We start from the raw sequence: 14,499 nt of genomic DNA, 5'->3' as shown, positions 1-14,499 counted from the left end.
TGTTACAGGCATCACATTCCTGTGCGGTCGGCACTCCTGCCGGCCGCCGTCGGCGTTCAGCCCAGGCACGGGCCTGCGGGCTGGTTATCCTGAAAGAGGAGTCTGTAATATGGCATTTGTCACCACCCAAGACGGCGTCAACATTTACTTTAAAGACTGGGGTCCAAAGGAAGCTCAGCCGATTGTTTTTCATCACGGCTGGCCGTTAAGCGCTGACGACTGGGATAACCAGATGTTATTTTTCCTTGCCGAAGGGTTCCGGGTCATCGCTATCGATCGTCGGGGTCATGGCCGCTCCGATCAGGTTAGCGAGGGGCACGATATGGACCATTACGCGGCGGACGTCTCGGCGGTGGTGGAGCATCTGGATCTGCACAATGCGGTCCACGTCGGGCACTCCACCGGCGGCGGCCAGGTCGCACGCTACGTCGCCCGCTATGGTCAGCCGCAGGGGCGGGTGGCGAAGGCGGTGTTAATTAGCGCCGTCCCGCCGCTAATGGTGAAAACCGAGCAGAATCCGGGCGGGACGCCGATCGAGGTGTTTGACGGTTTCCGCAAAGCGCTGGCGGCGAACCGCGCCCAGTTCTATCTCGACGTCGCCTCTGGCCCGTTCTATGGCTTCAATCGTGATGGAGCAGAGATATCCCAGGGGACGATCCAGAACTGGTGGCGACAGGGGATGATCGGCAGCGCCAAAGCCCATTATGAAGGCATTAAGGCGTTTTCAGAGACCGACCAGACGGAAGACCTTAAGTCGATCACTTTGCCGGTGCTGGTGATGCAGGGAGATGACGACCAGGTGGTGCCCTATAAAAATGCGGCCATCCTGCAGGACAAGCTGCTGCCGAACAGCCAGCTGAAAATTTATCCTGGCTTCCCGCACGGGATGCATACCTCCCACGCCGATACTATCAACGCCGATCTGCTGGCGTTTATCCGCGCCTGATCTGCCCTATTTGCCGGGCAGAGTGCCGTTAATGGCATTCCGCCAGCGCCCTGGGCGCCAGTCGCCTGGGGCGCGCCGGTTGACGTGCAGAGGAAATCTGCTTAACTCATGGGGTACCTGACGACTATTTTCCCCTCGCAGGATAAAACGCCGGGTTTCTCTGCGGAAACCCGGCGGAATTCTGCGCAAGAGACAAGTGAGAGACAATGAAATTAGCCGGACTTCATCCCGACGAGCAGCGTCGCCTGCAATCGCTACGCTCTTCCGGGCTGTTGAATAGCGGAAAAGAAGAACGCTTCGATCGCCTGACCAGGCTTGCCCGTTCGCTGTATAACCTGCCGGTGGCGTCCATCAGTCTGGTGGGGGAAGATCTCCTGCATATCAAGTCCTGTGCCGGTCTCGATGTGGACACGGTGCCGAGAGATATTTCATTTTGCGCCCATACCATTCTGCAAACCGACCCGCTTATCGTCAACGACATGCAGCAGGACGAGCGCTTTCACGATAACCCGCTGGTCATTGAGGCGCCGTTTATCCGCTTTTACGCCGGGTATCCGGTGCAACTGCCGGATGGCGCGACCGTCGGGTCGTTCTGTCTGATGGATCACCAGCCGCGATCGTTTTCCGCCCATGAAATGCAGATCTTAAGCGATCTGGCGGCGATCGTGGAGGATGAGTTCAAGGTGCTGGATGCGGCAACCTCGGATGAGCTGACGGGACTGTTTAATCGCCGGGGGTTCCTCACCCTGGCAGAGTATGCCCTGCTGACGGCCCAGCGCCGCCATGAGCCGGTGAGCCTGGCGTTTGTCGACCTCGATCGCTTCAAGCACATCAATGATACCTGGGGGCATGAAGAGGGCGATCGCGCGCTGATCGCCATCGCCGACTTGATGAAAGCGGCCTTCCGCGAGTCCGATATCCTCGCGAGGCAGGGGGGGGACGAATTTATCATTCTGTTCGCCAATACCAGCCGCCATGATGCCGCGACGGCGATGGAGACGCTCAGCCACAACGTGGCGCGTTTCAACCAGCAGGCGGCCAATCCCTGGCAGCTGGCGTTCTCCTGGGGCTGCGTCGAATATGATCCCGCCAGCCATCCCAGTCTCAACGCGCTGGTGGCCACCGCTGACCGCCTGATGTACCAGGCGAAGCAGAAGCAGGGACGCGAGCGCCGTTAATCCTTTGCGGCGGTGGCATTCAACAGGTACTGCTGCGCCTGCTGCCGCTTCTGCGCATAGCTGCTGAGCAGCGCCTGCTGCGATTTCCCTTCGTTATCGTAAAACAGGCCGCCTTCGTCGGCGATAAAGCGATAATGCTGTTCCAGCTGGTTTATCACCCAGTCAATGCGTTGCAGGGTGAGTAAGGTACAGGACTGACCATGCAGGTCGTCTTCAATATCCAGCACATGTGAGCGAAAGGCCTCTACGGCAAACAGCCGGCTCAGCGCGGCAGGGTCCGCCAGCGCCGACTCCCAGCGCGCCGTCAACTGCTGAAAGTGAGCCAGCACCTGCGGGTCAGCGCGCCGGGCGCGAAGCCAGACGAGCTTCCGGCGGTAGCTTTCGACCGCCAGCCGCTTCATCTCGCGATAGTGCGCCAGCTGCTGTTCGGCGCCAGGGATCCGGGTCATCAGCCAGCTAAAAAAAAAGCGAGTCTCAAAACGTTCGACAAAGTGGAACAGCGGGTCGGCCAGACCATTGCTGTTGAATTCTCTCAGCGGGTCGAAGGGATACATATAGCCAAAATCGAACAGCCACAGCTGCTCCTGCCGGTCCACCAGCAGATTCCCGCTACAGAGATCCCACTCCATCAGCCCCTGCTCTTCGCAGGCTTCCAGAGTAGTAAATAGCTGGGCGATCAGCGACGGGGTTAACTGGTGTATCGGCTCGCCGTCGATCCAGGGGGAGAGCAGGATGCCGAGGCGATAATCGGCATACAGCGTTGGGACGATGTGGGTGAAGCGCGGCGCGGTGACCGGGTCATCCTTCAGCTGTTGCAATGCCTGCCGACGCTGTACCTCATTTAAAAACGACAGCTGGCCGTTGAGGTTGGCAACGCCGGCGACGGCGCGACGTTTCTTTAAATTGTACTCCTTGCCGGCGATGCGCAGACGATAAACCTCGCCGGTCAGGCCTGAGCCGTATACCTGCACCACATAGGGGGAATCGGGGCCCAGTGCGGCGAGGGTCTCCGGCGGCAGCGGGCAGTGGCTGACGTTGCCGACGATAAGAGGTTCTCCGCTGCGATCGAACGCCTGCTGTTGCTGTTGTCTGAGGTTCATTTTGCCTCCGGGTATAACGTTAGACAGAGTGGATAATCCACGCTATCTCACCCGCAAACGGTAGTGAATTCATCCTACTGGCAGGCGCTTTTTCAGGCTGAGCTGGGGTGCGTTCACGGAGGACACGCGGGGCGTAGGGCGGCGGTAGGGAAAGGCAAGCGTCTGGAACGCATACCTGACGTCGTTGTCAACGAGGTGCTTGCCAGGCTGGATGCGATGCTGAGTTAACGTCAGCGACGCAAAAAAGCAAAAAGCCTGCTCGAAAGCAGGCTTCTTAAATTTGGCTCCTCTGACTGGACTCGAACCAGTGACATACGGATTAACAGTCCGCCGTTCTACCGACTGAACTACAGAGGAATCGTGTGGAGTCGTATCTTAGCGGCGAAAAAACTTTTGTCAAACATCAATTCGCCTGTTCAGGTGCAACTGCCGCTTCCATCGACAATTTGTTGTCATTTCCGACAATTATTACGGAAAATACTTTGCAGGATATCCATTTCTCAATCATCATTTGAAATGTTGTTTCAACATCTCTCACTAAGGTCTCTCTTGAACGTCACCTCCGCCGTACGCCAGGCTGTCGAACGGACATCCTGGTTTAAAAAACGTCAGCGTTATCGTGTGCTGTACTGGCGCGAAATCAGCCCTCTCGCTGTGCCCATTCTGCTGGAAAATGCCTGTGTGCTGCTGATGGGGGTGTTGAGCACCTTCCTTGTCAGCTGGCTGGGAAAAGAGGCCATGGCCGGTGTGGGGCTGGCCGATAGCTTTAACATGGTCATCATGTCCTTCTTTGCCGCCATCGATCTGGGTACCACGGTGGTGGTGGCCTTTAGCCTCGGCAAGCGCGATCGGCGGCGGGCGAGGGCGGCCGCGCGCCAGTCGCTGGCCATTATGACCCTGTTTTCCATTTTGCTGGCGGGGGTGATCCATGCCTTTGGCCAGGAGATTATTGATTTTGTCGCCGGCGATGCCACCGCCCAGGTCAAGGACCTGGCGCTGACCTATCTGGAACTGACGGCGCTGAGCTACCCGGCGGCGGCGATTGCGCTGATCGGCAGCGGGGCGCTGCGCGGCGCCGGCACCACCAAAATCCCGCTGCTGATCAACGGCGGGATGAACATCCTCAATATCTTAATCAGCAGCGTGCTCATCTACGGCATCTTCTCCTGGCCGGGGCTGGGGTTCGTCGGCGCCGGGCTTGGGCTGACCATTGCCCGCTATATTGGCGCGATAGCCACGATCTGGGTGCTGATGGTGGGCCTCAATCCGGCGCTGCGGCTGTCGCTGAAGGGCTACTTCAAACCCTTTAACTTCGCCATTATCTGGGAGGTGATGGGGATCGGCATTCCGGCCAGTATCGAATCGGTCCTGTTCAATGGCGGCAAGCTGCTGACCCAGATGTTTGTCGCCGGGATGGGCACCAACGTTATCGCCGGCAACTTTATCGCCTTTTCGGTGGCCTCGCTAATTAACCTGCCGGGCAACGCCCTCGGCTCTGCCTCGACGATCATTACCGGCAAGCGGCTGGGAAAAGGGCAGATTGGTCAGGCTGAATTCCAGGCCTGGCACGTATTTTGGCTGTCGACGATTATTCTGACGCTGATCGCCTGGGGCAGCGCCCCCTTCGCCGGCTTTATCGCCTCGTTCTACACCCATGAAGAAGATGTAAAAGAAGTGGTTAAACAGCTGCTGTGGCTCAACGCCCTGTTTATGCCGATCTGGTCGCTGTCGTGGACTTTACCCTGCGCTTTTAAAGGCGCCCGTGACGTACGCTTCACCATGTGGGTGTCGATGCTCGGCATGTGGGGCTGCCGGGTGGTGGCGGGCTATACCCTGGGCATCGTGCTGGGGATGGGGGTGATTGGCGTCTGGTTAGGGATGGTGCTCGACTGGGCGGTGCGCGGCGTGCTGTTTTATTTCCGCATGGTGAGCGGCCGCTGGCTGTGGAAATACCCGCGCGTGAAGGCTTCGTCGGAGGAAAGCTGAGCCGTATGCGAGGCTAAACGCCATTTTTTGCGCAAAGTGAAGAATAATTCGGCAAACGATTCATTTTATTGAAAACAGGCTTTGACAGCGCCGGGCGTCATCGATAATATGCGCCCCGTTCACACGATTCCTCTGTAGTTCAGTCGGTAGAACGGCGGACTGTTAATCCGTATGTCACTGGTTCGAGTCCAGTCAGAGGAGCCAAATTTAAGAAGCCTGCTTTCGAGCAGGCTTTTTGCTTTTCTGTCTACCACCTTTCTTCCGTGGACAAACACCGCCGGGTCGTTTGTTTCGCTTATCCGGACGCTGACGCTCCCCAGCGGGTAACGTCAGCGTTTATCTCACGATTCCCACGTCATCGACGATTAACGGAACGGCGGCTCGTTGAAGGTGCGCAGCTTACGCGAGTGCATGTGATCTCCCTCGGCGCGCAGCAGGTCAATCGCCCGGATGCCTATCTGCAGATGCTCGGAGATAGCGCCCTCGTAAAAGCGGTTAGCCTGGCCGGGGAGCTTGATCTCACCGTGCAGCGGTTTGTCCGAGACGCAGAGCAGCGTGCCGTAGGGGACGCGGAAGCGATAGCCCTGGGCGGCGATGGTCGCGCTCTCCATATCGATAGCTACCGCGCGGCTGAGATTAAAGCGCAGCGCCGAAGCGGAATAGCGCAGCTCCCAGTTACGGTCGTCGGTGGTGACCACCGTCCCGGTACGCAGCCGCTGCTTAACCTCTTCGCCGGGCATCCCGCTCACCTGCTTGGTGGCATCGTAGAGGGCGCGCTGCACTTCGGCAATGCTGGGGATCGGAATATCTGGCGGCAGCACCGCATCCAGTACATGATCGTCACGCAGATAGGCGTGGGCCAGCACATAGTCGCCGATGGCCTGGCTTTCGCGCAGGCCGCCGCAGTGGCCGATCATTAACCACACGTCCGGCCGCAGTACCGCGAGATGATCGCAGATGGTTTTGGCGTTGGCCGGGCCGACGCCAATGTTAATCAGGGTGATCCCTTTGCCGTCGTGGGTGATCAGATGCCAGGCCGGCATCTGATGCTTCTTCCACGCCAGATCGGAAATGGCCTGTTCCGGCGCTTCGGTCTCGGCGGTGATCCAGATCCCGCCGGCGCAGGAGAGAGCGATATAGGGGCTGTCGGGATCGAGGATCTGGCTGCAGCCCCAGCTGACGAACTCATCCACGTAGCGGGTATAGTTGGTGAACAGCACGTAGGGCTGGAAGTGTTCCGCCGGCGTGCCGGTGTAGTGACGCAGACGCGCCAGCGAAAAATCGACGCGGCGGGCGTCAAAGTGCGACAGCGGATAGAACTCGGTGGGATGGAACAGGCCATCCGCGGTCTCATCGCCAATTTGTGACAGCTCGGTGGTAGGGAAATAGCGCGTCAGACCGGCGCTCATCGAGCGGTCGAGTGTCAGGGTGGAACCATCTATCACGTAAGGATAGGGGATCTCATGCTGCGACAGCTCGACGCTGATATGCGCGCCATAGTCCTGATACAGCAGGGTCAGCTGTTCCAGCAAATAGTTGCGGAACAGTTTCGGATTCGTAATGGTGGTGGTATAGCAACCGGCATGGGTGAAACGTCCCCACGCGCGCGTTTTGAGGGCTTTATGATCGGCGCCGTCCCAGGAGACCGACAGCTGCGGATAGACAAAAAGACCTTCCGCGCGGGCTTCGGTATCGGGGAGCGTATTATGGTCGATATAGTCGCCGATGGCTTTGCGTAACGCCGTGACCGAGGCTTCATAGCGCGCTTCCAGCTCGGCAAGCGCTTGTTCCGGGGTCAGACTGGCGGCCTTGATATTCATGATTCGCTCCTTGTTTCAGGTCTGCTGACATTCCCGATAGTATGTCACAGCGGGAAAAGGGCGAAGGAGAATTTATCTGTCAAATGCGACGATACTCAGACCATAACCAGTAAAGGGAGCGGGCTCGTGTTATTTGCCGGCGTTTGTCCAACGCTCGCTGCTATAATGAGTGGCGTTGCGGATCTTCAAAGTTTGCGTCGGATTATTATTCAGACAATAGCGCGCATCGGCCAGCGGAGTGAGTTTATCCCCTTCCCGCAGGCGGAGGCGACAGGCTTCAATCTCTGCGATCATCTCCAGCGCACCGCTTTGAAGCACGACGCGGCAGAGGCTGGCCGAAGCGTTGTCCTGTACTTTTTTTACCCACCACTCCATCTGTTTTTTATCCTCTCATAGCGACATGTGCGTCGATAATTCATGTTTCTTAAAAATCTGACAATAAGATTATCCCCTTGGTTTATGCAGTGTTTAAAAATACGCAATCGATTGTTGATCTGTGCGCTAGGTTTTTTTATGCCGGGGGGCAATGATCTGCCGGGTTTAATTTGCAGGAAGCGATGACTATGCTGAAAAGCAGACCGTGAGAATAGCCTGTCAGGAAGAGGGCTGATAAGTCCGGCTACGCAATAAATATAAGAGAGAGCGTCATGAAGCATCTATTTCGACACTGGCGAACGTCCGGCGCCGTTATCGGCTCACTGCTGAAAAAAGGGAGCATTGCGGTACTGGCGCTGCTGGTGGTCTTTCTCGCCGGGCGGATCTATGAGTCCCAGCGCGGCCCGGCCCTGCATCGCTGGCATACCTGGAGTGGCAACGAGATGTCGGCCGAAGAGATCGACCAGGCGACCTTTGCCCAGTATCTGGCGCGGGAGAAGACGATTTTCGCCGATCTCCAGCGTGAGGTGACAGAGGCTTTGCCGGAGGAAGATAAAACCCCGGTCAACCGCTTTTATCGTCACAGCCGGGTCTGGCCGGGGCAGTTTAAGCAGGACTGGAACCGTTCTTTTGTGCTGCTGCCGCTGGGCAAGCCGCGCGGCGGCGTGGTGCTCCTCCATGGCCTGACCGATTCGCCCTACAGCGTTCGCTATCTGGCGCAACTCTGGCAGCAGCGGGGTTATGTGGCGGTGGTGCCGCGTTTGCCGGGACACGGCACCGCGCCGGGGGCGTTAACGGCGGTTGACTGGGAGACCTGGCTGGCGGCGACGCGTCTGGCGGTACGCGAAGCGACCCGCCTTGCCGGGGCGGACGTGCCGCTGCATCTGGTCGGCTACTCTAACGGCGGCGCGCTGGCGCTCAAGTATGCCCTCGATAGCCTCGAGGATAGCCACCTGCGTCAGCCGCAGCAGATTATTCTGCTGTCGCCGATGATCGGCGTGACCGCGTTTGCCCGTTTCGCCGGCCTCGCCGGGCTACCGTCCGTCTTCCCGGCGTTCGCCCGCGCGGCCTGGCTGAACGTGGCGCCTGAGTTTAATCCGTTCAAGTACAACTCCTTTCCGGTCAAGGCGGCGAGACAATCGTGGTTATTGAGCCAGGCGCTGCAGCAGCAGATTATCCGCGCGGCCCGGCAGGGCGAGCTGAAAGCGCTGCCGCCGATCCTCACCTTTCAGTCGGTGATGGATTCCACGGTCAGCACCCGCGCGGTGGTGGAGTCCCTGTATCGCTATCTGCCGGATAACGGCAGCGAGCTGGTGGTGTTCGATATTAACCAGGCGGCGGATCTCCGGGTCCTGTTTCGCCCTGCGCTCTATGCGGCGGTGAATACGCTGCTGCCCCCGGCGCCGCGGGCCTATACCACCACGGTGGTGACCAACGCGACGGCGCACACGCTGCAGACCGTCGCCCGGACCACGCTGGCCCAGGAACGGGAAGAGCATCGTTATCCTTTACACCTGGCCTGGCCGGCGGATATGTACTCTTTGTCGCATGTGGCGGTGCCGTTTCCCCTGAGCGACTCGCTGTATGGTCGCGAGCCGGACGAGAAGAACCGCTACGGCATTAGCCTGGGCACCATTTCACTGCGCGGAGAGACCGGGACGCTGAGCGTGGGGCTGGAGACGTTAATGCGCGTCACCTCCAATCCATTCTTTCCATGGATGATGACGCGCGTCGATGAGCGCATCGCCTGCGGCGAACAGGCGGCGGTGGCGGCCTGCCTGAAAGCGCAGGCCAGAGCAGAGGCGTTAAAACAGGATCAGGTGCAGAACGGTACGCAGCAGGATGCCGACGATCGCCGCGGGAGCCACGAAGCGGAACAGGCGGACAAACCGTGAGCTGATGCCAAGAAAAATGCCGATACCGGGAAGATCAAAGGTCTGGATCAGTAGACCTGCCGAGGCGTTGACCTGGCCGACGGTGACTTTGCCCTGCTGGATCAGCTCGGAAATGACGCCAAAGTAGGCGGTGCCCCCGGCAACGCACTTCACCAGCGCCGGCAGCACAAAGTTCTGGGGGATGTGCAGCCAGCTGAGAAGCGGCTTCAGCAGCTGCTGCAGCAGGTCGATAGCCCCGGCGCCCTGCAGCAGCCCGACGATGGTTAACGACAGGATCAGCATTGGCACCGCGCCGAGCGCCAGGCGGATGGCGTCGGAGCCGGCGCTATTAATCACGGCCAGAATTCCCTGGCTGTTCTGCTCGGCGTTCGGCAGCGCTTCCGCGCGGGGGTTCTCGGCGACCGATAAGCGCCGTCCGGTGACGTGCCAGGCGACGGCGGCCGCGCACAGGCCGCCGACCACCGAGATAACGATCGAGGCCAGCCAGTGCAGACCAAAAGGGGTAAGAGGATAGAAGACGTTGCCTTGCCCCATGGCGAACACCATGGCCAGCGTGGCGGCCATTTGTCGGTCCGAGACGCCGCGTTTATCCATAATCGACAGCGTGGCGAGCGGGGCGGCAAAGCTGACAAAGTTAATCTGGATCAGGGCGAAGGCGCTCATCCCGGTTAAGCCGAAGGGCTTCAGCAGAGGGGCCACCCAGCGAACAATCACATCGAGGATACCGCGGACCTCAAGGTATTTCATGATGATCAGCATGATCACCATGATCGGCAACAGCGTATACAGCGCGACGTCAACGGATGACTTGCCCGCCGCCATAATGATGCTTATGACATCCATTTACTTTTTTTACCACTCGCAGAGCTATTCGTTCGCGTCATCATAATCCCGTGGGGAAGGAAATGATATGCCTTGATCCCTCTCGGGATCCGGCGCCGCACGGGCGCCGGGAGAAGAGGATTACTGACCGATATTGACCAGCGTCCGACCATGAATATTATTGCTGAGGAAATCTGCGGCATACGCTGGCGCCTGCTCCAGCGTGATTTCAGTGGCCGCCTGCTGGTAGTAGCTCTCCGGCAGAAGCTGGGCCAGACGCTGCCAGACGGCGTCGCGTTCAGCGGTCGGCACCATCACCGAATCCACCCCCTGCAGACGCACATTGCGCAGAATAAACGGCATCACGGTGGTCGGCAGATCGAAGCCCCCGGCCAGACCGCAGGCGGCGACGCAGCCGCGATATTGCGTTTGCGCCAGCACTTTGGCCAACACCGGGCCGCCAACGGTATCCACCGCGCCCGCCCACAGCTGTTTCTCCAGCGGACGGGTCTCCGCGAAGTCGCTGCGCGGCAGGATCGTATCGGCGCCCAGCTGGCGAAGGTAATCGTGTGTCGATTCCCGGCCCGATACGGCCGTCACCCGGTAGCCAAGGGCTTTCAGCAACACCACGGCGGTGCTGCCGACCCCGCCGCTGGCGCCGGTGACCAGGATATCCCCGCTATCAGGGGTGACACCCGCACTAACGAGAGCATCAACGCATAGCATCGCGGTAAAGCCGGCGGTGCCGATGATCATTGCCTGGCTCGCGCTGAGCGTCTCCGGCAGAGCAACCAGCCAGTCGCCTTTAACGCAGGCGTCGGTGGCCAGGCCACCCCAGTGGTTTTCACCGACGCCCCAGCCGGTAAGGATCACGGCCTGGCCGGGAACAAAGCGCGGATCGCGGCTTTCTTTCACCTGACCGGCAAAATCAATGCCCGGCACCATCGGAAACTGACGGATAATTTTGCCTTTGCCGGTGATCGCCAGGGCGTCTTTATAATTGAGACTCGACCAGTCGATGGCGACCCGGACGTCGCCTTCGGCAAGAGCGGGCAGGTCGATATCTTTGACGGTGGCGACGGTGCGGTTGTCGATCTGGTCCAGAACTAATGCTTTCATGACAGAGTATTCCTCGTCGGAAGGGGGTTATCGGCGCTAGCGCCGTCCTGTGCAGGTGTTTTTGTTGTCATACTGTGCGCAAAAAAATCCCAGTACTGGTTAAGCGGTGCGGCAGACTGGACTAGCCTGGCGCGCATCACCGCGCCTTCCCAGCCGATCCAGAACACCTGGGCCAGCGCCTGCGGTGAGGCGTCGCTGGCGATGGCCCCGGCTGCCTGCGCTTCGCGCAGGCAGCGCGCCACGCGCGACTCCCATGCCGCCAGGATAGCCATCAACCGTTGGGGAAACGTCTCGGGTAACAACGGGGCTTCCTGCAGCAGGTTGCCCACCAGGCAGCCGCGGCGAAACTGGAATTTCTCCATTCCCTGACCGGCATGACGCACAAAGGCCGCCATTCGTTCCAGCGGCGGCACGGAGTCGTCCAGCAGAAATTTATCTAATTTATGCGCAAAGAAGTCGCCATAGGCGGCAAGCACGGCGAGGCCAAAAGCCTCTTTGCTTTTAAAGCAATGATAAAACGACCCCTTTGGCACGGCGATATTCTTGATCACCGCATCAATACCCGCCGCGAGATAGCCCGTTTCGGTCAGCACTTCAAGGCCTGAGCGAATCAGCGCCTGACGCGTATCGTCAAACTGGCGATCGACCTTGGGTGGACGGCCGCGGCGGGGCTTCAGGACGGTGGAGGTATTGGGATTCATGATTTAGACCGTGTGGTTTAATTGTTTGTCAGGGTACGCCCAATTCAGGGGGAGGGCAAGCATTGCGCGTAGCGTAAGGCTGGCTGTCCAATCATCCTGAAATGGGGGGGCGTTAAGAATTATTTATCGCAAATACGTGGTTCGCACTGCCGGCGGGGGCACGAAATATAACTCTGCCGGGTATATTAGACTGGTCATTAATATCCATATTCACAATGCATAATACGAATTAATAATATTGGGAATATATAAACAGCGGAGGGCTGGAGCGGTTGAGTGGTTTTGTCCATGTGAAGAGGCTAATTTGCGAAGTCCCCGGTCGACAGTCCTGTGAGGACTTCTCCCCGGAATGCCGGCCGGCGATGATTTGCAGACGATAGCGGATTGACAAACGCGGCTTGATAAAAGACATTGTCACCCCTGATCCGGCACCGGTTGCCACCTCAGTTTAAATATTATCGCCGGCAGACAATGACGTCTGTCTTAAATTATCGGTGACTGGGTAAATAATCTGTTACCGAAACAACACCTGCGAAAAAGGATTAACAGCCTGATGTACAGAATGAATATTGCCGTCAGAGGAGGGGATGAATGTCGCTAATTGCTATCGTGCTGGTCTTTATCATGGCCATCGTGGTGACCGTGTTCCTGTCCCATCTTCTGCCCGTTAAAGTGCCGCTACCGCTTATCCAAATCGCCGCGGGCGCCGCGCTGGCCGCCAGTGGCTTTCAGGTCGATTTTGACCCGCATATTTTTTTACTGCTGTTTATCCCGCCGCTGCTGTTCCTCGATGGCTGGCGCATCCCCAAAGACGCTTTTTTCCGCGATATGAAGCCGATTTTATCGCTGGCGATAGGCCTTGTGATGGTGACTATTCTCGGTATTGGCCTGTTTATTCACTGGCTGATCCCGGCTATCACCGTGGCGGCAGGGTTCGCCCTCGCGGCTATTCTGTCGCCTACCGATCCGGTGGCGGTATCGGCAATGACCGCCAGCTCGCCGCTTCCCTCAAGGATGGCGCATATTCTCGAAGGGGAGTCGTTGTTAAACGATGCTTCAGGCCTCGTCGCCTTTAACTTCGCCATCGCCGCGGTGCTGACCGGCAGCTTCTCCCCGGGAGACGCGGTGGTGAAATTTTTCCTGATGGCCTTCGGGGGCATCCTCAGTGGCCTCGTGGTGGTGTGGGTCACCGGCAAATGTAATAACTTTCTGGTTCGGCGCACCCGCGAGGAGCCAGCCATCCAGATCCTGATTAGCCTGCTTATCCCTTTCGCCGCCTATTTGCTGGCCGAGGCGTTCCATGTCTCGGGCATTCTTGCCGCCGTCGCCGCCGGCATTGCGATGCATTATGAGCAGCTGTCGGGGCCCCGGCTTCCGGCGACGCGCATGAAAAGCAGCGCGGTATGGTCCATGCTGCAGACCACCCTCAACGGGATGATCTTTCTGATGCTGGGCGAGCAACTGCCGCGCATGCTCAGGACGCTGCCGGCGGTAGCCAGCCAGGCCGGCGTCTCTTCGCCCTGGTATCTGCTGCTGTACGCCGTGGCCATCACCCTGGCGCTCGGTCTGATGCGCTTCGCCTGGGTATGGCTGTCGATGAAGCTGACAATTTTTCGCCGCAAACGTCGAGGCAAGGCCATCACCGTCCGTCCACGATTCAGTATCCTCGCCGTCATGGCGCTGGCGGGAGTGAAGGGCTCTGTGACCCTCGCCGGTATTCTGACGCTGCCGGTGGTGCTGGCAGATGGTTCGCCGTTCCCGGGCCGTGAACTACTGATCTTTCTTTCGATGGCAGTGATCCTGATGTCGCTGGTGGTGGCGGCTATCGGTCTGCCGTTTATGACCCGTTATCTTGCCGATGATCTACCGCATGACACCGGTAAGGACGACATTGGCGCCGTGATGACCGAGGTGGCCATTAACCGTCTTAACGCGCTACTGGACGAGCCGGTGGAGGATCCCAGTGAGCAGGCCCTGCGGGCCGATGCCGGCAATATGCTGCTCGAAACCTATCAGCGGCGGCTTCACTATAACGACAATGACGAGGGGCAGGATGTCGGGCTGGAGCTGGCTAAGCGCGCCAGGCTGGAGAAATATATGCAACGAGAGGTCATTATCGCCCAGCGTCAGGAACTGTTCCGGCTGCGCCGCGCCCATAACATCAGCGATATCACTTTTTATGAGGTGCTGCGGGAGATAGATCTGAAGGAAGAGAGTTTACGCTAAAGCCGCAATCGCCGGAGGGTGGCCATTCGCCTTCCGGCAGAAGTACCGGCGCTGAAAAGCAAAAAGCCTGCTCGAAAGCAGGCTTTTTAAATTTGGCTCCTCTGACTGGACTCGAACCAGTGACATACGGATTAACAGTCCGCCGTTCTACCGACTGAACTACAGAGGAATCGTGTGAACGGGGCGCATATTAACGATGCCATCCGGCCTTGTCAAAGCCTGATTCAAAGAATTGCGTTCGACTGCTGACAATTTCAGCAATCGCCATCCATGCGCTGTTTTTTTCACCATGTTGCACCGTTGTAGTGCGAATGTACCCCTAATGGGGCAT

Annotated in this window: 11 protein-coding genes, 3 tRNA genes and 2 pseudogenes; 8 read left to right on the top strand and 8 right to left on the bottom strand. The window is 58.6% G+C overall.

All coding sequences use genetic code 11. The features are described from left to right. Positions 1–109 precede the first annotated feature (109 nt). Positions 110–946 (top strand): alpha/beta fold hydrolase, encoded by an 837-nt coding sequence (locus tag BHE81_RS10325; protein ID WP_004180471.1) that lies wholly within the window; start codon positions 110–112, stop codon positions 944–946. Positions 947–1,152: 206 nt separating this feature from the next. Continuing rightward, positions 1,153–2,124: a sensor domain-containing diguanylate cyclase gene (locus BHE81_RS10320; RefSeq protein WP_002911798.1), complete on the top strand. Its 972-nt coding sequence runs from the start codon at positions 1,153–1,155 to the stop codon at positions 2,122–2,124. Here the strand turns inward: BHE81_RS10320 and BHE81_RS10315 are convergent. Then, entirely contained in the window at positions 2,121–3,224 is a 1,104-nt protein-coding gene (locus BHE81_RS10315; RefSeq protein WP_004200358.1) for an AarF/UbiB family protein, read from the bottom strand. The genes BHE81_RS10320 and BHE81_RS10315 overlap by 4 nt on opposite strands. Positions 3,225–3,365: 141 nt before the next feature. Here BHE81_RS10315 and BHE81_RS28690 point away from each other — a divergent pair. Beyond that, positions 3,366–3,452 (top strand): annotated as a pseudogene (locus tag BHE81_RS28690) (type II toxin-antitoxin system PemK/MazF family toxin); the annotation flags it as partial. Between the two features lie 53 nt (positions 3,453–3,505). Here BHE81_RS28690 and BHE81_RS10305 read toward each other — a convergent pair. Further along, positions 3,506–3,581 (bottom strand) — tRNA-Asn (locus tag BHE81_RS10305). Between the two features lie 5 nt (positions 3,582–3,586). Between BHE81_RS10305 and BHE81_RS29120 the strand changes: the two genes are divergently transcribed. From BHE81_RS29120 to BHE81_RS10295, 3 genes are all read left to right on the top strand, one after another. After that, positions 3,587–3,739, top strand: coding sequence for a DUF5951 family protein (locus BHE81_RS29120; RefSeq protein WP_004225945.1), 153 nt, complete (start codon positions 3,587–3,589; stop codon positions 3,737–3,739). A gap of 34 nt (positions 3,740–3,773) precedes the next feature. Then, complete coding sequence (locus BHE81_RS10300; protein ID WP_172622141.1) at positions 3,774–5,210, top strand: EmmdR/YeeO family multidrug/toxin efflux MATE transporter; 1,437 nt, start codon at positions 3,774–3,776, stop codon at positions 5,208–5,210. 128 nt (positions 5,211–5,338) lie between these two features. Beyond that, a tRNA-Asn gene (locus BHE81_RS10295) sits at positions 5,339–5,414 on the top strand. A 161-nt stretch (positions 5,415–5,575) separates the two neighbouring features. On the opposite strand, the gene BHE81_RS10290 is transcribed toward BHE81_RS10295, so the two are convergent. Together BHE81_RS10290 and pmrD are read right to left on the bottom strand one after the other, a co-directional pair. Then, positions 5,576–7,030, bottom strand: coding sequence for an AMP nucleosidase (locus BHE81_RS10290; RefSeq protein ID WP_004148975.1), 1,455 nt, complete (start codon positions 7,028–7,030; stop codon positions 5,576–5,578). Positions 7,031–7,159: 129 nt separating this feature from the next. After that, positions 7,160–7,405, bottom strand: a complete 246-nt coding sequence (gene pmrD, locus BHE81_RS10285; protein ID WP_004141189.1) for a signal transduction protein PmrD — start codon at positions 7,403–7,405, stop codon at positions 7,160–7,162. A gap of 272 nt (positions 7,406–7,677) precedes the next feature. Here pmrD and BHE81_RS10280 point away from each other — a divergent pair, with 272 nt between their 5' ends. Beyond that, entirely contained in the window at positions 7,678–9,300 is a 1,623-nt protein-coding gene (locus tag BHE81_RS10280; RefSeq protein ID WP_019705179.1) for an alpha/beta hydrolase, read from the top strand. Here the strand turns inward: BHE81_RS10280 and BHE81_RS10275 are convergent. The 3 genes and pseudogenes from BHE81_RS10275 to BHE81_RS10265 form a co-directional block, all read right to left on the bottom strand. Then, positions 9,211–10,143, bottom strand: a complete 933-nt coding sequence (locus BHE81_RS10275) for a nucleoside recognition domain-containing protein (RefSeq protein ID WP_020723560.1) — start codon at positions 10,141–10,143, stop codon at positions 9,211–9,213. The genes BHE81_RS10280 and BHE81_RS10275 overlap by 90 nt on opposite strands. Positions 10,144–10,263: 120 nt before the next feature. Then, positions 10,264–11,184, bottom strand: a complete 921-nt coding sequence (locus tag BHE81_RS10270; protein WP_258316315.1) for an MDR family oxidoreductase — start codon at positions 11,182–11,184, stop codon at positions 10,264–10,266. Further along, a pseudogene (locus tag BHE81_RS10265) lies at positions 11,117–11,942 on the bottom strand (TetR/AcrR family transcriptional regulator). The gene BHE81_RS10270 and the pseudogene BHE81_RS10265 overlap by 68 nt, the downstream one beginning before the upstream one ends. Before the next feature lie 591 nt (positions 11,943–12,533). Here BHE81_RS10265 and BHE81_RS10260 point away from each other — a divergent pair. Then, positions 12,534–14,168: a Na+/H+ antiporter gene (locus BHE81_RS10260; protein WP_004148971.1), complete on the top strand. Its 1,635-nt coding sequence runs from the start codon at positions 12,534–12,536 to the stop codon at positions 14,166–14,168. A 93-nt stretch (positions 14,169–14,261) separates the two neighbouring features. Here BHE81_RS10260 and BHE81_RS10255 read toward each other — a convergent pair. Then, a tRNA-Asn gene (locus BHE81_RS10255) sits at positions 14,262–14,337 on the bottom strand. Between the last annotated feature and the right edge of the window lie 162 nt (positions 14,338–14,499).

Origin of the sequence: Klebsiella sp. AqSCr, assembly GCF_008452795.1 — a bacterium.
Lineage (GTDB): Bacteria > Pseudomonadota > Gammaproteobacteria > Enterobacterales > Enterobacteriaceae > Klebsiella > Klebsiella pneumoniae.
The sequence above is the reverse complement of the archived record's forward strand: the minus strand, read 5'-3'. Positions and strand labels throughout refer to the sequence as shown.